Here is a 21,506-nt window from a genome sequence, read left to right on the forward strand (position 1 = left end):
CAGCGGCGTGCCGGTCGAGGGGCCGTGCAGGCCCGATCATGACCGGTATGGAGCGAGACGTGCCGCGGTTTGCGGAGCAAACCGAGGCCTGGGCCGCGCCGGGCAGCGGGGCGGCGCGGTCGCTCCGTCTGACGGTGCGACCGCCTGTATCACAGAAGAAGAAGCTGGACCCCGGATTAAGTGCGGGGTGACGGAGGATTGTTGGCGACGCTGGTACTGCATCGGGATGTGCTTGGCTTGATACTGACCTCTTTTGGCATCGCCACCTTTGCCCTAGACAGGCTTCGATGCCCGCTCGCCTACTCGTAACGCCTACCCCATGACCGCGCTTGGCACGGGTGCGCTCGTGGCGGCGGGAGCCGTCGTCTTGCTGCTGCTCGTGGGTGGCGGCGTGATGCTGTTCCTTGGCTTGCGCGCGCGCGGCGAGGCGGCGGGGGCGGTGCGCGAGAATGTGCGGCTACAGGCGATGTTGCGATCCGCGCCTGCGCTGGCGATGGTCGTGCGCGCCGACGGGCGGGTCGAGATGCCGCAGCGGATGGCGGACTGGTTTGGGCTGAGCGAGCCGGTGAGCCTGTTGCCCGAGATCGCGGGCGATGCGACCGGGCTGGAGCCGCATGTCGCGCAGGCGCTGCTCGCCGACGTGCAGGTGGCGCAGCGCGGCGGGCGCGGCTTTGTCCGGGCGGTGCGCCCTCGCGGGTCGAAGCGGGCGATCACGTTGCGCGGGGGCCGTGCCCCCGCCGAGGTCGGCGCCACCGGCACCGTGGTCGTCTGGGCATTCGATGCGACCGACAGCGAGACCGAGATCGCGCGGCTGGGCGGCGAGACGACGCGGCTGAGTGCGGCGTTCGAGGCGCTCACGGGGCTGATCGAGGCGGCGCCGCTGCCGATGTGGTATCGCGGGCCCGACCTGCGGCTGGCGATGGTCAATTCGGCCTATGTCGGCGCGGTCGAGGGGCGCGATTCGGGCGATGTGGTGTCGCGCGGGCTCGAGCTCGTCGAGGGATCGGGGCGCGGCGGGCCGCTGGCCGGGGCAGCGACCGCGCGCGATACGGGGCGGCCGCACGAGGCGGTGCTGCCGGTGACGATCGCAGGGGCGCGGCGATCGTTCCGGCTGTTCGATGTGCCGCTGCCGACCGGCGGCGTCGCGGGCTTCGCGATCGACATCGACGAGCTCGAACAGGCGCGCAACCGGACGCGGCGGTTCGAGGATGCGCAGCGCGCGATGCTCGACCGGCTGTCGGCGGGGGTCGCGCAGTTCGGCGGCGACCGGGGGCTGGTGTTCTGCAACCAGCCGTTCCGGCGGATGTTCGCGATGCGCAGCGAATGGCTGGCGGACCGGCCCGCGTTCGAGCGAATCCTGGAGCGGATGCGCGAGGCCAACCGGCTCCCGGAGGTGCGCGACTTTCCGGGGTGGAAGGCCGAGCGCCGCGACTGGTTCGTGCAGACCGACGGCGCGGTGGAGGAGACGTGGCATCTGCCGGGCGGCGCGCATATCCGCGTGGTCGCGCAGCCGCTGCCCGATGGCGGGCTGCTGCTGATCTTCGAGGACCGGACCGAGCAGGTGCAGCTGGCGAGCGCGCGCGATACGCTGCTGCGGGTGAGGACCGCGACCTTCGACAATCTGTTCGAGGCGCTGGGGGTGTTTGCGGCGGACGGGCGATTGCAGTTGTGGAACAACCGGTTCCGCGGACTGTGGCGGTTCGAGGAGGAGTTCCTGGCGAGCCATCCGCGGGTCGATGCGCTGTCCGAGGCGATCGCGCCGCAGCTGGCGACGCCGGGGCATGCCGGGCTGATCTCCGAGCTGGTGCGCTCCGCCACGATCGAGCGGCAGCAGCGTGGTGGACGGGTGGCGCTGGCCGACGGACGGCATTTCGAATTCGCGGCGGTGCCGCTGCCCGATGGCAACGCGCTGTTCACGATGCTCGATATCACCGACAGTCGGCGGGCCGAGCAAGCCTTGCGCGGACGCGCGGAGGCGCTGGAGGCGTCGGACAAGGTCAAGACCCAGTTCGTCGCCAACATGAGCTATGAGTTGCGGACGCCGCTGACCTCGATCGGCGGCTTTGCGGAAATGCTGCATGCGGGCTTCGCGGGCAAGCTGACGCCGCAGGCGGACGGCTATGTCGAGGCGATCCTGGAATCGGTCGAGCGGCTGGGGCTGCTGATCGACGACGTGCTCGACCTGACCCAGGGCGACGGCGATGACCGCGCGCTGGAGCGCGAGCCGGTCGACCTGGGCGCGGTGGCGCGGGCGGCGGCGGAGACGCTGATGCCCGCGGCCAAGCGGCGCCGGTTGGACTTCGCGATCGAGGTCGCGCGATCGACCGGACGGGTGAGCGGCGACGCGCGGCGGCTGCGCGAGGTGATCGAGCACGTGCTGCGCCATGCCGTAGGGGCGACGCCGGAGGGCGGGCGGGTGCTGCTCCATCTCGACGGCACCGCCAATGCGGCGCGGGTCGTGGTGTCGGACGATGGCGACGGGATGGATGCCGAAGCGGTTGCGCACGCGTTCGACCGGTTCGCGGAGCCGGGCATTCAGCCCGGAGGCGAGCGTGCGCTGGGGCTGGGGCTGCCGCTCGCCAAGCAGTTCGTCGAGGCGCATGGCGGGGGGATCGAGCTGGTGTCCGAGCCGGGGGAGGGGACGTTGGTGACGATCGCGTTGCCGCGGCGGTGAATGGGATCGACGCCATTCCTCCCCATGCCGGTGAGGAATTCGTGTTGCCCGATGCCGAGGCGACGGAGGCTCTGGGGGCGTGGCTTGCTGCATTGGTCCGGCCGGGCGATGTCATCACCCTGCAGGGCGAGCTCGGTGCGGGAAAGACGAGTCTGGCGCGGGGGTTGCTGGCGGCGTTGGGGCTGGCGGGGGAGGCGCCATCGCCGAGTTTTGCGATCGTCCAGCCTTATGCGCCGCCCGAGGTGCGTCTGCCGGTGCTGCATGTCGATCTCTACCGGATCGACGACCCGCGCGAGATCGAGGAACTGGGGCTGGACGAGGCGCGCGGGGACTCCGTGCTGGTGGTCGAATGGCCCGAGCGCGCGGGGGAGGGCTATTGGCCCGACGCGCTGGCGTTGACGATCGCGGCGGCAGCGGGCGGCGGGCGGCGCTTGACAGCGCGGGTGCCGGAGGGTTGGAGCGCGCGATGGCCGATATGATCCCGCCGCCGCATGCGGCCGACTTCCTTGCGAACCACGGCTGGGGCGGCGCGGCGATCGTGCCGCTGGCGGGGGATGCGTCGTTCCGGCGGTATTTCCGGATCACCGACGGTGCGCGATCGGCGGTGCTGATGGATGCGCCGCCGCCGCACGAGGACCCGCAGCCGTTCCTCGATGTCGCGCGCTGGCTGAGCGCCAAGGGCTTTGCGGCGCCGACGATCCATGCGGCGGATGCGGCCGCGGGACTGGTGCTGCTGGAGGATTTCGGCGACGCGCGGCTGCGTGAGGCGATCGATACGGACCGCCAGGCCGAGGCGGCGTATTACGAACCGGCGGTGGATTTGCTGGTCGAGCTGGCGCGACATCCCGCGGGCGCGCTGGCGCCGTACGACACAGCGGTGCTGCTGCGCGAGGCTGCGCTGTTCGTCGACTGGTATTGCCCGGCCGTGGGCCTGAGGGTCGACATGCACGGTTGGGATGCGGCGTGGCGAGCGGTGCTGGGGCATGCGCTGACCGCCGAGCCGGTGACGGTACTGCGCGATTACCATGCCGAAAATCTGATGCTGATCGGTGCGGATCGGCGGTTGGGGTTGCTCGATTTTCAGGATGCGCTGGCGGGGCATCCGGCGTACGACTTGGTGTCGCTGCTTCAGGATGCGCGGCGCGACGTCGATCCGTCGCTGGAGGAGGCGATGCTGGCGCGCTACCGTGCCGCGACCGGCGTGGGCGACGATTTCCTCGCGGCCTATCACGTGCTCGGGGCGCAGCGGAATGCCAAGATCGTCGGCATCTTCACGCGGTTGTGGAAACGCGACGGCAAGCCGCGGTACCCGGCGCTGTGCCCGCGGGTGTGGGCGTATCTGGAGCGCGACCTGTCGCAACCGGTGCTGGCGCCGGTGGCGGCGTGGTTCGACGCGAACGTGCCGCCCGAGATGCGCGGCGACCCGCACCTGCTGTCGGCATGAGCCGGCAGCGAGCGATCCGGCCTGATCCCGGCGGCACCGTGCCGCATACCGCGATGGTGATGGCGGCGGGGCTCGGCAAGCGGATGCGGCCGTTGACCGCGACCCGGCCGAAGCCACTGGTCGAGGTGGCGGGCAAGGCGCTGATCGACCATGTTCTCGACCGGCTGCGTGCGGCGGGCGTGAAGCGTGCGGTGGTGAACGTCCATTATCTCGCCGATGCCCTCGAGGCGCATCTCGCGCGGCAGCCGCCGGGGCTGGAGATCGTGATCTCGGACGAGCGCGCGCGGCTGCTGGAGACCGGGGGTGGGCTGGTCCATGCGCGGGCGTTGCTGGGCGACGATCCGATCGTGGTGGTCAACAGCGACAATCTGTGGATCGACGGGCCGGTCGACGCCATCCGGCTGCTGGCGGCGCGGTTCGATCCGGCGGCCATGGACGCGCTGCTGCTGATGGTGCCGTTGTCGCGGGCGCATAACCACCGGGCGCACGGCGACTTCCACCTCGACGCGCAGGGGCGGATCACCGGGCGGCAGCGGCGCGGGCGGCTCGCCCCGTTCGTCTATACCGGTGTGCAGATCATCGATCCGGCGATCATCGCCGATGCGCCCGAGGGTCCGTTCTCGACCAACCTGTTCTGGAACCGTGCGATCGCGGCCGGTCGCGCATACGGGCAGGTCCACCAGGGCCTGTGGTTCGATGTTGGATCGCCCGCCGCCATACCGGCGACCGAGGCGATGCTGGCGGATGGCTGAGGCGCGCGGCCCCGCGGTCTTCACAATTCCGGCGCACCGCAGCTTCGCGGATGCACTGGTGGCGGGGCTGACGCGAAGGACCGGCGGCGACGTGATGGCGCTGGCGCGAGGACTCGTGCTGCTCCCCAACAACCGCGGGGTGCGCGCGGTGACCGATGCGTTCGTGCGCGCGAGTGGCGGCGCGCTGCTGTTGCCCCGGCTCGTGGCGCTGGGCGATCCTTCGCTCGACGAAGCGGTGGGGGCGGCGATCGACCGGGTCGACGATCCGGCGCCGCCGCTTCCTGCCGTGGGGCCGCTCCAGCGGCGCATGATCCTGGCGCGGCTGGTCGCCGAGACGCGAGACGTCGATGCCGGAGAGGCGGTGCGGCTGGCGGGCGAGGTGGCGCGGACGCTGGACCAGTTGCTGGTCGAGGGGGTAAGCCCGCGCGCGCTGCACGACCTGGAGATGGCGCCCGAGCTGTCCGAACATTGGGCCAGCGCGCTGGCGACGTTCTCGGTGGTGCTCGACCGCTGGCCAGCCGAGCTCGAGCGGATCGGGCGAGTCGATGCGGCGACGCGGCGGATCATGCTGCTCGACCGGCTGGCGGCGCGCTGGCGCGATGCGCCGCCTGTCGGATTCGTCTGTGCGGCGGGGGTGAGCGATGCGGCGCCGGCGGTGGCGAAGCTGCTGCGCTGCGTCGCGGAGCTGCCGCAGGGGATGACCGTGTTCGCCGGGCTCGACCTCGGGATGCCGCAGGAGGAATGGGATGCGCTCGGGCCGGTCGAGCGCGGCGGGCGGATTCGGACCATCGAGACGCATCCGCAATTCCAGCTGAAACAGATGCTCGACCGCATGCAGATCGGCCGCGACGAGGTGACGACCTGGCGGGAAACGGGTGGCATGGATGCCGATGCGGCGCGGGGCCGGGCGATCGCCAATGCGATGGCGCCGGCGGCGTTCACTGGGCGGTGGACCGATTTGGCGGCAGCGGACCGGCGGCTGTCGGGAGTGGCGGCGGTGGAATTGGCCACCCCGGCCGAAGAAGCGCAGGCGATCGCGCTGGCGCTGCGAGAGGTTCTGGAGACGCCGGGGCGGACCGCGGCGCTGGTGACCCCCGATCGTGGTCTAGCGCGGCGGGTGGCGGCGCATTGCGGGCGCTGGGGGATCGAGATCGACGATTCGGCCGGGCGGGCGCTGTCGATCCTGCCGCCGGGGACGTTGCTGCTGGAACTGGCGGAGGCGGCGGCGCAGCGGTTCGCACCCGCGGCGTTGCTGGCGGTGCTCAAGCATCCGCTGGTGCGCAGCGGCGAGGCGCGGCTGGCGTGGCTGGATGGCGCGCGGGCGCTCGACCTCAAGCTGCGCGGCCCGCGGCCTGCGCCGGGGCTGGAGGCGGTGACCGCGCATCTGGGCGAGGCGCGGGTCGCGGAGTGGTGGCGGGAGGCCGCGGGGTTGCTGGTGCCGGTGGAGCGAACCTTCGCGGGCGGAGCGCAGGCGCTGGCCGGGCTCGTCGCTTGCCTGCGCGAAGCGGCGAGCGCCTTGTGCGGCGACGCCCTGTGGGCGGGCCCGGCCGGGCGGGCTGCGGCGGAACTGCTCGCCGAGCTGGAGGTGCAGGCGCCGTGCGGCCCGGCACTGGTCGATCCGCAGGTGGTGCCGTCGTTGCTGCGTACGCTGCTCGACGAGGCGGTGGTGCGCCCTGCGCAGGGCGGGCATCCGCGCCTTGCCATCTACGGGCTGATCGAGGCGCGGTTGCAGAGCGCCGACCTGATGATCCTGGGTGGGCTGAACGAAGGGGTGTGGCCGGGGAGTCCGGCGCCCGATCCGTGGCTGGCGCCGCGTATCCGGGCCGAGCTGGCGCTGCCCGGGCTGGAGCGGCGGATCGGGGTGGCGGCGCACGATTTCGCGCAAGGGCTGGGCGGCCCCCAAGTGCTGCTGACGCGGGCGCGGCGCGATGCGCGGTCGCCGACGCTGGCTTCGCGGTTCTGGTTGCGGCTGGCGGCGATGACGGGAGACCGGTTCGCGCATGCCGACACTCTGGCGGGCTGGGTGCGCTCGCTCGACGATCCGGGGGGACATGCGCCGGCCGCGCGGCCTGCGCCGATGCCGTCCGCGGCGCTGCGACCGCGCGCGATCTCGGTGACCGAGGTCGATCGGTTGAAGGCCGATCCTTATGCCTTTTACGCACGGCGCATTCTGCGGCTGATGCCGCTCGACGGGGTCGATGCCGATCCGACCGCGGCACAGCGCGGGATCGCGGTGCATGATATCCTGGAGCGCTGGTGCAAGGAGGATGCGTGCCGGGTCGATGCGCTTCGCCAGCGTGCGATCGACATGCTGACGGACGAGCGGATGCACCCGATGATGCGGGCGCTGTGGCAGCCGCGGCTGCTGGAGGCGATCGACTGGATCGCGCGGCAGATCGCCACCAACGAGGCCGAAGGGCGGACGGTCGCGAGCGCGGAAGGCAAGGGCGCCATCGACATCGCGGGCGTCATGCTGTCGGGACGGTACGACCGGATCGACCGGCTGGCGAACGGCGGCATCGGCATCGTCGACTACAAGACCGGCAAGCCGCCATCGGCGACGGCGGTGCGCGCGGGGTACAGCCAGCAGCTCGGGCTGTTGGCGGTGATCGCCGAGCGCGGCGGCTTTGCCGACGTGACCGGAACAGCGGGAGCGTTCGAATATTGGTCGTTGGGCAAGAAGGGGGAGGGGTTCGGCTATGTCGCGACGCCGGTAGACGAGAACGGTGCGCGCGACCGGATCGTGACGCGCGAGTTTGCGGGGATCGCGGCGGCGAATTTCGCCGAAGCGGCGGGCAAGTGGCTGACCGGCGACGCGGCGTTCACCGCCAAGCTGGTGCCCGAATATGCGCCTTATGCGGAATACGACCAGCTGATGCGGCGCGACGAATGGTATGGCCGTGAGTAGTTTGCCGAAGCTCGCGGGCGCGCAGGCGGCGGCGAGCAGCCCGGATTCGCATGTCTGGCTGTCCGCGTCGGCGGGGACGGGCAAGACCCAGGTGCTGGCGGCGCGGGTGTTCCGGCTGCTGCTGCGCGGGGTCGATCCGGGGGCGATCCTGTGCTTGACCTTTACCAAGGCAGGCGCGGCCGAGATGGCGCACCGGATCAGGGACCGGTTGGCGGCGTGGGTGCGGATGCCGGTGCTGGAGCTGGCGAAGGACCTGGATGCGCTGGGGGAGTCACCGAAACCTGCGCTGATCGACCGGGCGCGGACGCTGTTCGCAGGCGTTCTCGACGCCCCGGGCGGCGGCGTGCGAATCCAGACGATCCATGGCTTCTGCCAGTCGTTGCTCGCCGCCTTCCCGGTCGAGGCGGGGCTGACGCCGGGGTTCCGGCCGCTGGAGGCGCGCGAGGAGGCGGCGTTGGCACGCGAGGCGCTGGCGGGGATGCTGGCGGATGCCGAAGCGCAGGGGCGCGAGGGCGGCATTGCGGCGATCGGGCGGCTGAGCATGCGGCTGGGCGAGGGCGGGGCGGAGCAGTTCCTGATGGAATGCGCGCGCAACCTGCGCGGGCTGGAGGCGCTGCCGAGCGGCATCGCGCCGTGGCTGCGGCGGGCGCTCGATTTGCCCGCGGGCGATGTCGGCGAGGCGGTATCGGCCGGGTGCGAGGTGCTTGATCATGATGCGATCGCGCGGCTGGCGGCGGCGAACACATCATGGGGGACCGCGACGGGGCTGGGGCATGCGGCGACGTTGCAGGCGTGGCTGGCCGCGGCACCTGCGGAACGGGCGGCAACGCTGGCGGACCTCGTGGGGGTGGTGCGCACCGGGAAGGGCGAGCCACGAAAGGTATCGAAAAAGCTGGCCGACGCCGAAGCGGATTATGAGGAGCTGGCCGCCGCGCTCGGTGAGGACTGCGCCGAATTGCTCTCGCTGGTCGAGAGGGGTGCGTATGCCGACCTGCTTGCCGAGGGGCTGGACGTCGGGCGCGAGTATGCGCGGGCCTATGCGGCTGCCAAGCGGCGGGTCGGCGGAGTCGATTTCGATGATTTGATCGCGACCGCGGTGGCGCTGCTCAAGCGGCCGGGGATCGGCGAATGGGTGCGCTACAAGCTCGACCAGACGACGGAGCATGTGCTGATCGACGAGGCGCAGGACACCAACATCGCGCAGTGGACGATCGTGCGCGCGCTGGCGGACGAGTTCTTCGTCGGGCGCGGCATCTATGCGCCGCGGACGCGGACGCTGTTCACGGTCGGCGATCACAAGCAGGCGATCTTCGGGTTCCAGGGGACCGATCCGACCAACTTCGCGGCGGCGGAACGGTATTTCGGCGCGCGGGCCGAAGCCGTCCAGGGCGATCTAGACTGGCCCGATGACGAGCGCGGGCTGCCGATGACGCAGCTGTCGTTGACCCAGTCTTTCCGGTCGACCGCGCCGGTGCTGGAATTCGTCGATGCCGCGATCCTGGCTATCGGCGAGCCCGGGCTGGGGATCGCTGCCGCGGTCGAGCGGCATGCCAGCGAGGTGCGCGGACCCGGTAGCGTGACCCTGTGGCCGCCGGTGTCGGCCGGGGGATCGGAGGAGGACGAGGAAGGCTGGATCGACGATGCCGTCCGCGAGCTGGCGGTGCGGATCGCGCGGACGCTCAAGGGTTGGCTGTCCGAAGGGCGTATGCTTGCCTCCAAGGGACGCGCGATGCGGCCCGAGGATGTGATGATCCTGGTCAAGCGGCGCGGCGACCTGGCCTCGCTGATCGTCGCGCGGCTGTATGCCGAGGGGGTGGCGGTGGCCGGGGTCGACCGGCTGCGGCTGAACGCGCCGCTGGCGGTGCAGGATCTGCTGGCGGCGATCCGCTTCGTGTTGCAGCCGAGCGACGACCTGAGTCTCGCGGCGCTGTTGGTGTCGCCGCTGATCGGGTGGACGCAGGACGAGCTGATGGCGGCGGCGCCGCGTGCGTCGGGGACGTTGTGGCGGCATCTCGGCGAGACGCAGCCGGCGGAGCGGCTGGCGCCGTTGCGAACGATGCTGGCGCGTGCCGATTTCGCAACGCCGTACCGGTTCCTGGAGGACATCCTGTCCGGGCCGCTGAACGGGCGCGCGAAGCTGATCCACCGGCTGGGGGCGGAGGCGCGCGATCCGATCGAGGAATTGCTGAACGCCGCGCTGGATTTCGAGACCGCGACGACGCCGTCGCTGCAACGCTTCCTCGACTGGTTCGACCGGGGCGACGTCGATATCGTCCGCGATGCGGCGGCGCCACTCGACGCGGTGCGGGTGATGACCGCGCACGGGGCCAAGGGGTTGCAGGCGCCCGTCGTGATCCTGGCGGATGCGTGCGTCGATCCGACCCAGGCGCCGCGATCGATCCTGCGCTGGAAGCCCGACGAGGATGCCGAGCCGGTGCCGGTGATCCGCCCGCGTGCGTCCGAACGCGGCGGGCCGCTCGATGCGGTGGTCGAGGCGGCGGAGGCGCGCGAGCTGGCGGAGCATTGGCGGCTGTTCTACGTCGCGGCGACGCGGGCGGAGGAGCAATTGGTGATCGCCGGATCGCTGGGGCCGCGCGCGCAGGGGGTGCCCCCGGAGGCGAGCTGGTATGCGGCGGCGGATCGGGCGTTCACCGCGCTGGGCGTGCCGTCGGCCGAGGGCGAGCGCGTGTTCGGGGGGACCATGCCGCATGCGACGGTGAAGGCGACCGCAGCGACCAAGGCCTTGCCGGCGCCGCCCGATCCTGCGCCGGATTGGGCGCGGGTGGCGGCGCCCGTCGAGGCTCGGCCTTCACGCCCGCTGGCGCCGTCGTCTCTGGGGGAGGACGAGGTCGCCGATCCGCCGCCGACTCCGGCGATGCGCGCGGCGGCGGAGCGGGGGCGGTTGCAGCATGCCCTGTTCGAGCGGCTGCCAGCGGTGCCACCGGAGGAGCGTGCGGGTGCCGTGGATCGCTGGCTGGCGCATGCCGGAGGCGTTGCCGATGCGGGTGAGCGGGCGAAGATCGTGGAGCGGGTGTGCGCGATCCTGAACGATGCGCGCTTTGCCGATCTGTTCGCAGCCAACGTGCTGGCGGAGGCGCCGGTGACCGCGGTGGTGGCGGACGGCGTGGTCGTCTCGGGGACGGTCGATCGGCTGCTTGTTGAGACAGACCGGGTGCGCGTCGTCGATTTCAAGACAGGGCGGCAGGTGCCCGGCGATGCGGCTGGGGTGCCACGCTATCACCTGCGGCAGATGGCGGCCTATGCGGCAGCGCTGGCCGTGGTGTTTCCCGGGCGGCGCATCGAGGCGGCGTTGCTGTATACCGCGGGGCCTTCGCTGATCGCGCTGTCCGACGATCTGCTGGCGCCGTACAAGCCGGGCTTGGCGGGCGGGGAGCAAAGGTTGGTGCCCGCCGGTTGAGCGGGGCAGCGTGCCACCCTAGATGGTAGGCCAAGGAGATTATTCATGGCGACCAAGACGATCACCGATACCAGCTTCCAGGCCGACGTGCTGGAATCGACCAAGCCCGTGCTCGTCGATTTCTGGGCGGAATGGTGCGGGCCGTGCAAGATGATCGGGCCGAGCCTGGAGGAATTGTCCGAGGAACTTGGCGAAGAAGTGACCATCGCCAAGCTCAACATCGACGACAACCCGGATGCGCCGGGCCGCTACGGCGTGCGCGGCATCCCGACGATGATCCTGTTCAAGGCCGGCGCGCCCGCCGCGACCAAGGTGGGGGCGGCTCCCAAGGGGCAGATCAAGGGATGGTTGCAGGGCGAGTTGTAACGCTGCATCAGCATTGATGCTGATGCGGATTTCTGCAGCAGCATCTTGCGTTTGCATGGTTGTCTTGACCGGCGAGCCAACGCTGTTACCCGTGGAACGGTGCGCAATCCCCTTGATCGAGGCTATTACGAGTCAGACGAACTCCGCGAGTTCGGTTTTGCATCGGTGGGTCGCAATTGCGCGTCGCGCGCGATTGCACGGTGATCGGGCCGGAGAACGTCCACTTCGGCGATGACGTACGCGTCGACAGCGGCACGGCGATAATAGCTACTCAAGGAACGCTGACGCTTGAGGGCTGCAATCATATCGGGGGTCACAACCATCTCGCCGTCGTGACCGACCTCAGCTTCGGCATCTATTCCGGCACATCGCAAGGTGTGCGTATCTATACCGCCTCTGACGACTTGAGCGGGCGCCAATCTGCAAGACTGAAGAAGGCAGCCGATCTACCGGGAGTCACGATCCGGCCGGTGGAGATCGCCCGGTTCGTCGGGATCGGCGCGAGCGCCGTGGTCCTGCCTGGATGTCATATCCGAGAAGGCTCCGTGGTGGGCGCGTTGTCGCTCGTCAATCGCGCCCTGCGTCCGTGGGGCGTGTATCACGGCAATCCGGTCCGCCGGATTTCGGATCGGCCTCGTGACCTGTGCGACGTCATACATGCCGTTCGTGTCCGTCTTGGAGCCGAATAGCCAAGGCTTACTTTACCGTAAACGTTCGATCGCCTGCGCGAGGGCCACGTACAATTTGCCCATGTCCGACGACAGCAGCGTCACGCTCATCGGCGAGCCGTCGCGCTGGGCCAGCACCGCGCGCAGCATCGATTCGAAATCGTGGATGTAGCGGTTGACCATCTCGCGGAAGCGGGTGTCGTCGTCGTAGAGGCGGTGGATGTCGCGAGCCTCGCTGCCGTCGAGGATGCGGACCGCGCGGCGTGTGAAGACGCCGCGGTCGCCCTTCAGATATGCGGCCCAGGCGCTGTCCGACACGTCGGGCGCGAGCATCTTGGTGACGTCGATCGCGGCCGAGTTGAGCGTCTCGATCAGCAGCGACACGCGGCGCGCGAAGGTGTCGTGGTCGTGCTCCTCGCGCTGGGCGCGCGCGTCCTCGATCCGCGTTTCGACGATCGCGGTCTGGTCGCCGATCGCCTGGACCTGGTGCGCGAGGCGTTCGGTTGCGCGAGTGGCGGCATCCACCGCGGCTGCGGTCGCATCGGAGATCGCGCGGATTTGGCGTTCGACGGTGTCGGCTGTGGCTCTGCGCATCGCCTCGGCGCTGGCGGCTTCGAGCGCGTCTGCGGCTTGCGGAATCACGGTCGCCAGCGTTTCGCGCGCGCGGTCGGCGGCGGTGGATGCGGTGTCGCGGACGCGGAGCAGCGCGTCGACGAGGCGGGGGGCGGCTTCCTCGGCGAAGCGGTGGGTGCGCGCGATCGTCTCGTCGACCATCTGGCCGAGTGCGTCGGCCTTGCTGCGGCCCGCGGTCAGCGTGTCGAGCAGGGTGCCCGAGAGGTGATCGAGGGTGCGGCGCTGTTCGGCGATCACGCCGGCGATCGCCTCGATCGCGTCATGCGTGCTTTCCGCGGCGGTGACGAGCGCGAGCAGTTCGGGCTTGGCCTGCGCGACGACCTTCTTGCTTTGCGCGACCCGGTCGTCGAGGCGTTCGAGCGCTTCGGGAAGGGTTTCGTCGATCTCGCGCGCGGCCGAGTCGAGCGCGATGAGCAACGATTCGGTCGTGCCGATCGTCCGCGTCGCCATCGATTCGCCGGCTCGCAGCGCCTCGGTCATCGCGTCGGCGGAGCCGCCGAGCGCGCTGATCGAGGCGGCGAGGAGCTGCGAGCGATCGACACCCTGACGGTGGAGCGCATCGAGCTGCGCGTCGACCCGCGACAGCCCGCTTTCCAGCGAATCGACGATCAGGTCGCCGGCCATGCGCTGGACGTCCAGCCGGGCGGCGACCTGTTCGATCGCGCCGTCGACCGAGGCGATGCGCTGGGCGAGCGCGTCGGCGCTGGCGCGTGCGGCCTGATCGAGCGCGGCCTGGTTGGCGCCGACCATCGCGAGCATCGCGTCGCCCTGCGCGGCGATGCCCTTGCGCGCCTCGTCGACCGCGTCGGCGGTGCGCCCTAGCAAGGCGTCGACCGCGCTCGACATCTCGGCGGTGACGGCTTCGAGCCGGGTGCCTGCGGTTTCGCTGGTCACCTCCATCCGGGTGATGTGCGCGGCGAGACGCTGCGCCGCGCCGCCGGCGACGACATCGGCCTCACGCCCGCGCTCGGCCAGCGCGACCAGGGCGGCATCGAGCGAGGCGGCGTGTTCGCTTGCGGACAGGCCGGTGTGTTCTAGGCGCTGCGCCACCGCCTCGGTCTCCGCCTGCGCGCGCGGGAGCGAGGCGAGGAGAACGCCCAGGCTGGATTGCGCGACCGCAGACGATTCGGCGAGGGCTCGCGAATGCGCGTCGATGCGTGCGACCTCGGCGGTGATGCCGTGGCCGAGGTTGGCCAGCCTGTCGTTGGCGGCATCGCCCATCGCCGAGATCGCCGCGACCTGTTCGGTGAGTTGGACGCGATTGGCGTCGATGGTGTGAGACAGGAGCGCGACGGTGCGCTCGAGCGCCGCCGCCTCGGCGCGCATCGCGCGGGCGGAGGCGCCGAAACGTGTGGCTTCGGCGCGGCTGGTGCGCTGCGCCAGCAGCCAGACGATTCCGACGAGCGCCGGGACGACGCACAGCGCGGCGACAAATTCCACGATCGCGACCGGCGCGAGCGATGCCAGCGCGCCACGTGTGATCCAGAGCATGCCCGCGAGCCATGCGGCGGCTACGGCAAACGCGAGCACAGCCGGCCAGCGCGGCGGCCGAGGAACGTGATCGGCCTCGGTCGCGGCGAAATGTTCGCTGAATTCGATGGGCCCGGAACCGGATTCGAATGGCGGCACCGCTTCGGACGAACCCGTGTCGCCGCGGATATCGATGATGGACGACCCCCCGTTCATGTGCGGGGTTTACCATCTTTCGGCCGCGCGCAAAGCGAATACGGATACGCTGCGTTAACGCTTGCGCCGCTAATCCGTCGACATGGCCTATGATCCCGGAGCAATCGACGCGGCGCTATCGGCCGCAGTCGGCGACGATGCTGCGCTGATCGCGGAACTGCGTGGCGCGTTCACCGACGGGGTCGCGCGCGCTCTATCGGCGATGCGTGAGGCGGCGGACGACGAGGCGTGGCGCGCCGCGGCCTGGCGGCTGCGCGGTCTGGCGGCGAGCTTCGGCGCGGTGCGGCTGATGGCGCTGGCCGCGGCGGCGGGCGAGGGTGTTGCCGGGAACGCCGATATGCTCCGCAAGCTGGAACGGGCAATGGCAAGGCTTTAGCCCAACCTTGCATCGCGCCGCGTGGCGGGTACACGCGGGCGCATGCTTGCCGGCCTGCTCTTTGCGATCCACGATGCCGACGACCAGCCCGACCGGCTGGCCGCGACGCTGCCGTTCGGCGGGCTGACGCTGATCGAGTATCAGGCGCGGCTATTGATCGCCGCGGGGGCGGCGCAGATCATCCTGGTGGTATCGCGGCCGACGTCGGAACTGCTCGGCGCGATCAGCCGGATTGGCCGGCGCGGGGTGGCGGTGGACGCGGTGCGATCGGCGGCGGAAGCGGCGGAGAAGCTCCATCCGCTGGCGCGCGTGCTGATGATCGCGGACGGCTTGGTGACGACCGAAGGCGTCGTGGCGGACCTGGCCGGTGAAGGTGGCGATGCCCTGCTGGTTATCCCCGAGGCGGATGCGCCCGCCGGCTTCGAGCGGGTCGGCGGGCAGCGCGCCTGGGCGGGCGTCGCGCGTTTGGAGCCGGGGCGGATCGCCGAAGTGGCGCGGCTGCCGCGCGATTACGACATGCAATCGACGCTGATCCGGGTGGCGGCGCAGGCGCGCGCGGCGCACGTCGAGCTGCCGATCGCGGCGCTGCGCGACGGGCACGGCATCGAGCACCACGCCGGATCACTCGACCGGCGCAGCCGTACCGTACTTGCGGCATCCGTCGCTGGCAGGCGGGGCTGGTTCGACCGCTATGTGCTGGCGCCGGTCGCGCGCTGGACGCTGCCGATGCTGGTCGATCGCAAGGTGCCGGGCGAAGGTGTCGCGGCGGCGGGCGGTGTGCTGGGGACGCTGGGATTGGTGGGCATCGGCTTCGGGTTCGCGGCGACCGGGCTGATCGCGGTGCTGCTGGCGACGATGACGCTGGCACTCGGCGCGACGCTCGGCGACTTGCGCGACCAGCCGCGGCTGGTGATCGCCGAACGCGTCGCGGCGGTGGCGATGCCGCTCGCGGCGATCCTGCTGTTCGGCTGGGCGGTGCGCGCCGCGACCTACGACGGCGCGCCGTTGTCGACCGCGATCACGCTGGCGGTGCTGGCGGCGCTCGGCGAGCGTGCGATCCCCTCCGCGTCGCGGCGCGCGTGGTGGGGCAGCCCGTCGGCGCATCTGGTCGTGGTCGCGGTGTCGGCGTTGCTGCGCGTGCCGATGCTGGGGCTGGCGGTTGCGGGCGTCTATGCCGCGATGACGCTGGCGGACGCGATCGAGCGGCTGCGGCGACAGCCTTAGCGTCCCCTTAACGACGCGGGCGCTAGGGCGAAGCCATGTCGGTCCGATCCCATGACCCGGAGCCTGCCCACGCGGCGATGCGGCGCGCCACGCAGGCGTGGGCGCGCGCCGACGCGCGGCTGGCGGATGCGATCGACGACCTGTTCCTGCCCGAGGATTCGCGCCTGAACGACCAAGTGCGCGCACGGGTGACGCAGACCTTGGCAGCGCTGGTCGCGGGCATCGAGACCGACCTGCGCCGCCATGCCGCGCGGGTGCTGGTCGGCACCGGCGATACGGCGCGCGCGGAAGCGCTGCTGGAGCATGGCGACGTGTTTGCAAGGCTAGCGCGTGCCGGGTTGTTGCGCGACGTCGACCTGCTCGACGAGTTGCTGGCGCGGGTGCAGTTGGACCTGATGGCCGATGCGCTGCCTGCCACGCCGATAGTCGCCGACGTGCCCAGCCTGCTGGTGCGGCTGACCGAGGTGCCCGACCGCGTCGTCGCCAAGGCAGCCGCTGCGCTGCTCGCCGCGAACAGCCGGCGACGGTCGGCCAACGAGGCCGGCACGGTCGAGCCATGCGCCTTGCCCGCCGATGTCCAGCACCGGCTGGTGTGGCGGATCGCGGCGGCGCTGCGCGACGGTGACGACGCGAGCGCCGACCGTGCCATCGCGCAAGCGGCGGTGCGCAGCCTTGCGGCGTATGACGAGGACGACCGGCCCGAAGGTGTCGCGATGCGACTGGCACGCGCGATCGACGCGCGCCCCGCCGAGCTGGCGCCGCTGTTGCTGGAGGTGCTGGGGGATCGCAGCCTGACGCTGTTCGCGGCGGTGCTGACGCATGCGCTGGCCATGGATCACGACCAGTTGCGGGCGATGGTGGTCGAGCCTGAGGGGGAGCGATTGTGGCTCGCGCTGCGCGCGGTGTCGCTCGACCGCGAAACGATCGCGCGGGTGGCGCTGGCGCTGTCCGAAGCCGATCCGCGGCGCGATATCGAGGCGTTCGCCGACCGTCTGGATGCGGTCGCTGCGGTGCCGGCCGAGCAAGCGCGGGCGGCGCTGGCGCCGTTCGCGCTCGACCGCGATTTCCGCGCGGCGATGGCGGCGCTTGCGCGTTCGGAGCGCCGATGAACGCGCCCGATCCGATGATCCACACCACCGTCGCGCATGCTACGCTCGACGCCGAAGGGCGGCTGATCGCGGCCGACCCGGCGCTGGTGGCGCTGAACCTGCGGGCGGGCGGGTGCGAGGGCGCGGTGCTGGCGGTGCCCGGACTGGCTACAGTCGCGCGACTGGCAAGGCGGTTGGGCATCGTCGTGTCGCGCGGCGTGATGGTAGCGGACAGCGAGACGGACCTTCGGCTGTGGGTGCGTGCCCAGCCCGAAGGCGACACGGTGCGCCTGGCGGTGAGCGGCTGGCAGGAGCGTGCTCCGGTACGCTTGCCCGATGGCGAGCGCGCGGAGGCCGATTTCGTCGCCGCGGGGGCGGACTGGCGCTGGGAGACCGACGCTTCGCTGCGGCTGACCTTTGTGTCGATCGAGGCGGGCGCGCGGCATGGGTTCGATGCGCTGGCGCTGCTGGGGCAGCCGCTGACCCGGTTGTTCGTTCTGGGCGACGACGGTGATGGGGGCTTGCCGATCCTCGATGCGCTGGCACGGCGGCGCCCGTTCGCGGCGCAACCGGGGGTTGTGCGCGGTTCGGGCAAGCCGGTGTCGCTGTCGGCCAGCGTGCGGCAGGACGAGCGCGGCGGCTTCGCGGGGTTCGTCGGCGCGGTTCGCGCGGTCGTCGCGCCGCCGGTCGAGACGTCGTTGTCGGAGGGGTTCACGAGCGGGCTCGACCGCGCGCTGCGCCGGCCGCTCGGGCGGATCGTCGGTCACGCCGACAGCATCGCGGCGCAGGGCGACGGGCCGGTCGAGCCGACCTACGCCGATTACGCTGCCGACATCGCCAGCGCGGGACGGCATCTGCTCGGGCTGGTCGACGACCTGGTCGACATGCAGGCGATCGAGCGCGCCGACTTCGCGCCGCCTGCCGAGCGGATCGACCTGGCCGACGTGGCGCGGCGCGCGGTCGGCCTGCTGCGGGTGCGCGCTAGCGATTCGGGTGTGACGATCGCCGCACCGGAGCACGAGACGGCGGTGTTCGCGCTCGGCGATTTCCGCAGGTCGCTGCAAATCCTGGTCAATCTTGTCGGCAATGCGGTGCGCTATGCGCCGTGCGGGTCGACGGTTTGCGTCGCGGTGCGGCACGCGGGCGCATTCGTCGAGGCGAGCGTTGCCGACACCGGCAAGGGCATTGCGCCTGCCGACCATGCGCGGGTGTTCGACAAGTTTGCGCGGGTCGATGTCGGCGAACCCGGAGGCAATGGCTTGGGGCTCTATATCTCGCGACGGCTGGCTCGCGTGATGGGGGGCGATCTGACGGTGGAGAGCGCGCCCGACGAGGGCGCGCGCTTCACCCTGACGCTACCGTCCGCGCGCAGGGCCGACGCGGCGAGCAAGCAGGATCAGCAATAGACCGACCACTGCCAACGCCGCGCCGCGATCCGCCCAGGGGCGCTGATCGAGCATGAAGCTCGACGCGGGCCAGTGGATGTAACCCAGACCCTGACCGATCCACAGCAGGCCCATCAGCGTGGCGAGCACGCCGACGACGACCAGCACCTTGCGCAGCATCAGCGCCGGTCCGGCGCGACATAGGACCGCTGGGTCGGGCCGGTGTAGAGCTGGCGGGGGCGGCCGATCTTCTGGTCGGGATCGGTGATCATCTCGTTCCACTGCGCGACCCAGCCCACGGTGCGGGCGATCGCGAACAGGACGGTGAACATCGAGGTCGGAAAGCCGATCGCCGACAGGATGACGCCCGAATAGAAGTCGACGTTCGGGAACAGCTTCTTCTCGACGAAATACGGATCGTTGAGCGCGATCTCCTCAAGCTGCAGCGCGACATCGAACAGCGGATCGGTGACCTTGAGCTCGCTGAACACCTCGCGCACCGTTGTCTGCATCACGGTCGCGCGCGGATCGTAGTTCTTGTAGACGCGGTGGCCGAAGCCCATCAGGCGGAAAGGGTCGTTCTTGTCCTTGGCGCGCGCGATGAATTCGGGGATGCGATCGGGCGTGCCGATCTGGCGCAGCATGTTGAGCGCGGCCTCGTTGGCGCCACCGTGTGCGGGCCCCCACAGGCAGGCGATTCCCGCGGCGATGCACGCGAACGGGTTGGCGCCCGACGAGCCCGCGAGCCGGACCGTCGAGGTCGAGGCGTTCTGTTCGTGATCGGCGTGGAGGATGAAGATGCGGTCCATCGCCTTTTCCACGACCGGATTGACGACGTACGGCTCGGCGGGGACGCCAAAGGTCATCCGCAGGAAATTGCCGGTGTAGCTGAGCGAATTGTCGGGATAGAGGAAGGGCTGGCCGACCGAGTACTTGTACGCCATCGCCGCGATCGTCGGCATCTTGGCGATCAACCGGTGCGAGGCGATGACGCGCTGCGCAGGATCGTGGATGTCGGTCGAGTCGTGATAGAAGGCCGAGAGCGCGCCGACGACGCCGCACATGATCGCCATCGGATGCGCATCGCGCCGGAACCCGCGAAAGAAGGTTGCGAGCTGCTCGTGGACCATCGTGTGGCGCGTGATCGTGGTGGAGAAGAGCTCCAGCTCGCCGGCGGACGGCAATTCGTTGTTCAGGAGCAGATAGGCGACCTCCATGAAGGTCGACTGTTCGGCCAATTCGCCGATCGGGTAACCGCGGTGGAGCAGGACGCCTTCGTCGCCGTCGATATAGGTCAGTGCCGACTGGCAGCTGGCGGTGGAGGTGAAGCCGGGATCGTAGGTAAAGGCATCCGTCTGTGCGTAGAGCTTGCGGATGTCGATTACGTCGGGGCCGATCGTGCCGGACATGACCGGGTATTCGAAGTCCTTGCCGTCGATCGAGACTTTGGCGGCGTCGGTCATGCTGTCACCCTTCCTGCGATATCGTGGCGTCCGCAAGTCGGCCCAGGCTTTCGTCGCGGCCCAGCAGGGCCAGCACGTCGAAGATGCCCGGCGACGTCTTGCGTCCGGTGAGTGCGGCGCGAAGCGGCTGCGCGACCTGGCCGAGCTTCACGCCCCGCGCCTCCGCCACGTGCCGCACCGCACCTTCGGTCGCTTCCGTATCCCAGTTGTGCACCGCGTCAAGCGCGGCCTGCACGGCCGTGAGTACATCCCGGGCATCGCCGCCGAGCAGCGCCGCCGCGGCATCGTCCATGACCAGGGGGCGGGTGGCGAAAAGGAATGCGGCGCCGTCGCGCAGTTCGTTGATGTTCGCCGCACGAGGCTTGAGCACCGGCATCGCGGCGAGGAGGGTGGCGCGGCGGGTATCGTCGTGGTCGAACTCGAGTTGCTCGGCGACGATATCGGCGAGACGTTGGTCGCTTGCCTCGCGGATGTAGTGACCGTTGAGGTTTTCCAGCTTCTTGAGATCGAAACGCGATGCGGACTTGCCGACGTGGGCAAGGTCGAACCAGGCGATCGCCTGCTCACGCGCGATGATCTCCGAATCGCCGTGACCCCAGCCGAGACGCAGCAGGTAGTTGTCGAGCGCCTCGGGCAGGATGCCGAGCTCGTCGCGGTAGGTCTCGATGCCGACTGCGCCATGGCGCTTGGACAGCTTCGCGCCGTCGCTGCCGTGGATCAGCGGGATGTGCGCGTAGGCGGGCTCGGGCCAGGCGTTGGCGCGGTAGATGGGGAGCTGGCGAAAGGCGTTGTTGAGGTGGTCGTCGCCGCGGATGACGTGGGTGACGCCCATGTCGTGATCGTCGACGACGACCGCGAGCATGTAGGTCGGGGTGCCGTCGGAGCGGAGCAGGACGAGGTCGTCGAGCTCGGCATTCTGGACGGTCACCGCGCCCTGGACCTGGTCGTCGATCGTGGTCGCGCCGTCTTGCGGCGCGCGCAGGCGGACGACATGGGGCTGGCCGAGGTCGCCGTCGGCGCGGTCGCGCCAGGCGCTGCGGACGCGAAGCGGCTGTTTCGCGGCCTTGGCGGCGTCGCGCTGGGCGGCGATCTCGTCGGCGGTCATCCAGCAGCGATAGGCGTGGCCGCTCTCGACCATGGCGTGCGCGACTTCGGCGTGGCGGGCGGCCCGTTCGAACTGGAACACCGCATCGCCGTCCCAGTCCAGTCCCAGCCATCGCAGCCCCGACAGGATCGCGTCGATCGCGGGCTGGGTGGAGCGGGCGCGGTCGGTGTCCTCGATACGGAGCAGGAACCGGCCGCCGTGGTGACGCGCGAAGAGCAGGTTGAACAGCGCGGTGCGCGCGCCGCCGATGTGGAGAAACCCGGTCGGCGACGGCGCGAAACGCGTCACCACTTCGGTCTTGCTTGCGCTCAAGCGC

The 21,506-nt window shown here is 70.6% G+C and carries 16 protein-coding genes; 12 read left to right on the plus strand and 4 right to left on the minus strand.

The genetic code is table 11. The features are described from left to right. Window positions 1-319 precede the first annotated feature (319 nt). The 8 genes from ACE5C1_RS08060 (at window position 320) to ACE5C1_RS08095 (ending at window position 12,251) form a co-directional block, all read left to right on the plus strand. Window positions 320-2,674 (plus strand): PAS-domain containing protein, encoded by a 2,355-nt coding sequence (locus ACE5C1_RS08060; protein WP_374943552.1) that lies wholly within the window; start codon window positions 320-322, stop codon window positions 2,672-2,674. Window positions 2,675-2,679: 5 nt separating this feature from the next. Continuing rightward, the gene (gene tsaE, locus ACE5C1_RS08065; protein WP_374943627.1) at window positions 2,680-3,153 is read left to right on the plus strand and encodes a tRNA (adenosine(37)-N6)-threonylcarbamoyltransferase complex ATPase subunit type 1 TsaE; all 474 of its coding nucleotides are present in this window, start codon (window positions 2,680-2,682) and stop codon (window positions 3,151-3,153) included. Then, window positions 3,150-4,118: an aminoglycoside phosphotransferase family protein gene (locus ACE5C1_RS08070; protein WP_374943628.1), complete on the plus strand. Its 969-nt coding sequence runs from the start codon at window positions 3,150-3,152 to the stop codon at window positions 4,116-4,118. The genes tsaE and ACE5C1_RS08070 overlap by 4 nt, the downstream gene beginning before the upstream one ends. Further along, window positions 4,115-4,870, plus strand: coding sequence for a nucleotidyltransferase family protein (locus ACE5C1_RS08075; RefSeq protein ID WP_374943553.1), 756 nt, complete (start codon window positions 4,115-4,117; stop codon window positions 4,868-4,870). Before ACE5C1_RS08070 ends, ACE5C1_RS08075 begins: the two co-directional genes overlap by 4 nt. Further along, complete coding sequence (addB, locus tag ACE5C1_RS08080) at window positions 4,863-7,778, plus strand: double-strand break repair protein AddB (protein ID WP_374943554.1); 2,916 nt, start codon at window positions 4,863-4,865, stop codon at window positions 7,776-7,778. The genes ACE5C1_RS08075 and addB overlap by 8 nt, the downstream gene beginning before the upstream one ends. Then, window positions 7,765-11,196: a double-strand break repair helicase AddA gene (addA, locus tag ACE5C1_RS08085; RefSeq protein ID WP_374943555.1), complete on the plus strand. Its 3,432-nt coding sequence runs from the start codon at window positions 7,765-7,767 to the stop codon at window positions 11,194-11,196. Before addB ends, addA begins: the two co-directional genes overlap by 14 nt. Before the next feature lie 45 nt (window positions 11,197-11,241). Next, complete coding sequence (gene trxA, locus ACE5C1_RS08090; RefSeq protein WP_374943556.1) at window positions 11,242-11,562, plus strand: thioredoxin; 321 nt, start codon at window positions 11,242-11,244, stop codon at window positions 11,560-11,562. A gap of 176 nt (window positions 11,563-11,738) precedes the next feature. Then, window positions 11,739-12,251 (plus strand): acyltransferase, encoded by a 513-nt coding sequence (locus ACE5C1_RS08095; RefSeq protein WP_374943557.1) that lies wholly within the window; start codon window positions 11,739-11,741, stop codon window positions 12,249-12,251. 12 nt (window positions 12,252-12,263) lie between these two features. On the opposite strand, the gene ACE5C1_RS08100 is transcribed toward ACE5C1_RS08095, so the two are convergent. Further along, window positions 12,264-14,549 (minus strand): hypothetical protein, encoded by a 2,286-nt coding sequence (locus ACE5C1_RS08100; RefSeq protein ID WP_374943558.1) that lies wholly within the window; start codon window positions 14,547-14,549, stop codon window positions 12,264-12,266. Window positions 14,550-14,631: 82 nt separating this feature from the next. Here ACE5C1_RS08100 and ACE5C1_RS08105 point away from each other — a divergent pair, with 82 nt between their 5' ends. From ACE5C1_RS08105 to ACE5C1_RS08120, 4 genes are read left to right on the plus strand one after another with little or no spacing between them, the layout of a single operon-like run. Next, the gene (locus ACE5C1_RS08105; protein WP_374943559.1) at window positions 14,632-14,925 is read left to right on the plus strand and encodes an Hpt domain-containing protein; all 294 of its coding nucleotides are present in this window, start codon (window positions 14,632-14,634) and stop codon (window positions 14,923-14,925) included. 42 nt (window positions 14,926-14,967) lie between these two features. After that, the gene (locus tag ACE5C1_RS08110; RefSeq protein ID WP_374943560.1) at window positions 14,968-16,149 is read left to right on the plus strand and encodes a hypothetical protein; all 1,182 of its coding nucleotides are present in this window, start codon (window positions 14,968-14,970) and stop codon (window positions 16,147-16,149) included. 35 nt (window positions 16,150-16,184) lie between these two features. After that, window positions 16,185-17,258 (plus strand): hypothetical protein, encoded by a 1,074-nt coding sequence (locus ACE5C1_RS08115; RefSeq protein WP_374943561.1) that lies wholly within the window; start codon window positions 16,185-16,187, stop codon window positions 17,256-17,258. Next, window positions 17,255-18,643, plus strand: a complete 1,389-nt coding sequence (locus tag ACE5C1_RS08120) for an ATP-binding protein (protein ID WP_374943562.1) — start codon at window positions 17,255-17,257, stop codon at window positions 18,641-18,643. Before ACE5C1_RS08115 ends, ACE5C1_RS08120 begins: the two co-directional genes overlap by 4 nt. Here ACE5C1_RS08120 and ACE5C1_RS08125 read toward each other — a convergent pair. From ACE5C1_RS08125 to gltX, 3 genes are read right to left on the minus strand one after another with little or no spacing between them, the layout of a single operon-like run. Then, the gene (locus tag ACE5C1_RS08125) at window positions 18,593-18,802 is read right to left on the minus strand and encodes a hypothetical protein (RefSeq protein WP_374943563.1); all 210 of its coding nucleotides are present in this window, start codon (window positions 18,800-18,802) and stop codon (window positions 18,593-18,595) included. The genes ACE5C1_RS08120 and ACE5C1_RS08125 overlap by 51 nt on opposite strands. Next, window positions 18,802-20,085 (minus strand): citrate synthase, encoded by a 1,284-nt coding sequence (locus ACE5C1_RS08130; RefSeq protein ID WP_374943564.1) that lies wholly within the window; start codon window positions 20,083-20,085, stop codon window positions 18,802-18,804. The genes ACE5C1_RS08125 and ACE5C1_RS08130 overlap by 1 nt, the downstream gene beginning before the upstream one ends. A gap of 4 nt (window positions 20,086-20,089) precedes the next feature. Next, window positions 20,090-21,502: a glutamate--tRNA ligase gene (gene gltX / locus ACE5C1_RS08135; RefSeq protein ID WP_374943565.1), complete on the minus strand. Its 1,413-nt coding sequence runs from the start codon at window positions 21,500-21,502 to the stop codon at window positions 20,090-20,092. Window positions 21,503-21,506 lie beyond the last annotated feature (4 nt).

This window comes from Sphingomonas sp., assembly GCF_964263785.1.
Lineage (GTDB): Bacteria > Pseudomonadota > Alphaproteobacteria > Sphingomonadales > Sphingomonadaceae > Sphingomonas.

Coding starts and splice junctions, on each gene's coding strand:
- ACE5C1_RS08120 (WP_374943562.1), top strand. CDS start 17,255: ATGAACGCGCCCGATCCGATGATCCACACCACCGTCGCGCATGCTACG.
- ACE5C1_RS08115 (WP_374943561.1), top strand. CDS start 16,185: ATGTCGGTCCGATCCCATGACCCGGAGCCTGCCCACGCGGCGATGCGG.
- ACE5C1_RS08100 (WP_374943558.1), bottom strand. CDS start 14,549: ATGAACGGGGGGTCGTCCATCATCGATATCCGCGGCGACACGGGTTCG.
- ACE5C1_RS08130 (WP_374943564.1), bottom strand. CDS start 20,085: ATGACCGACGCCGCCAAAGTCTCGATCGACGGCAAGGACTTCGAATAC.
- ACE5C1_RS08060 (WP_374943552.1), top strand. CDS start 320: ATGACCGCGCTTGGCACGGGTGCGCTCGTGGCGGCGGGAGCCGTCGTC.
- ACE5C1_RS08125 (WP_374943563.1), bottom strand. CDS start 18,802: ATGCTGCGCAAGGTGCTGGTCGTCGTCGGCGTGCTCGCCACGCTGATG.
- ACE5C1_RS08070 (WP_374943628.1), top strand. CDS start 3,150: ATGATCCCGCCGCCGCATGCGGCCGACTTCCTTGCGAACCACGGCTGG.
- trxA (WP_374943556.1), top strand. CDS start 11,242: ATGGCGACCAAGACGATCACCGATACCAGCTTCCAGGCCGACGTGCTG.
- ACE5C1_RS08075 (WP_374943553.1), top strand. CDS start 4,115: ATGAGCCGGCAGCGAGCGATCCGGCCTGATCCCGGCGGCACCGTGCCG.
- addA (WP_374943555.1), top strand. CDS start 7,765: ATGGCCGTGAGTAGTTTGCCGAAGCTCGCGGGCGCGCAGGCGGCGGCG.
- ACE5C1_RS08110 (WP_374943560.1), top strand. CDS start 14,968: ATGCTTGCCGGCCTGCTCTTTGCGATCCACGATGCCGACGACCAGCCC.
- addB (WP_374943554.1), top strand. CDS start 4,863: ATGGCTGAGGCGCGCGGCCCCGCGGTCTTCACAATTCCGGCGCACCGC.
- ACE5C1_RS08105 (WP_374943559.1), top strand. CDS start 14,632: ATGGCCTATGATCCCGGAGCAATCGACGCGGCGCTATCGGCCGCAGTC.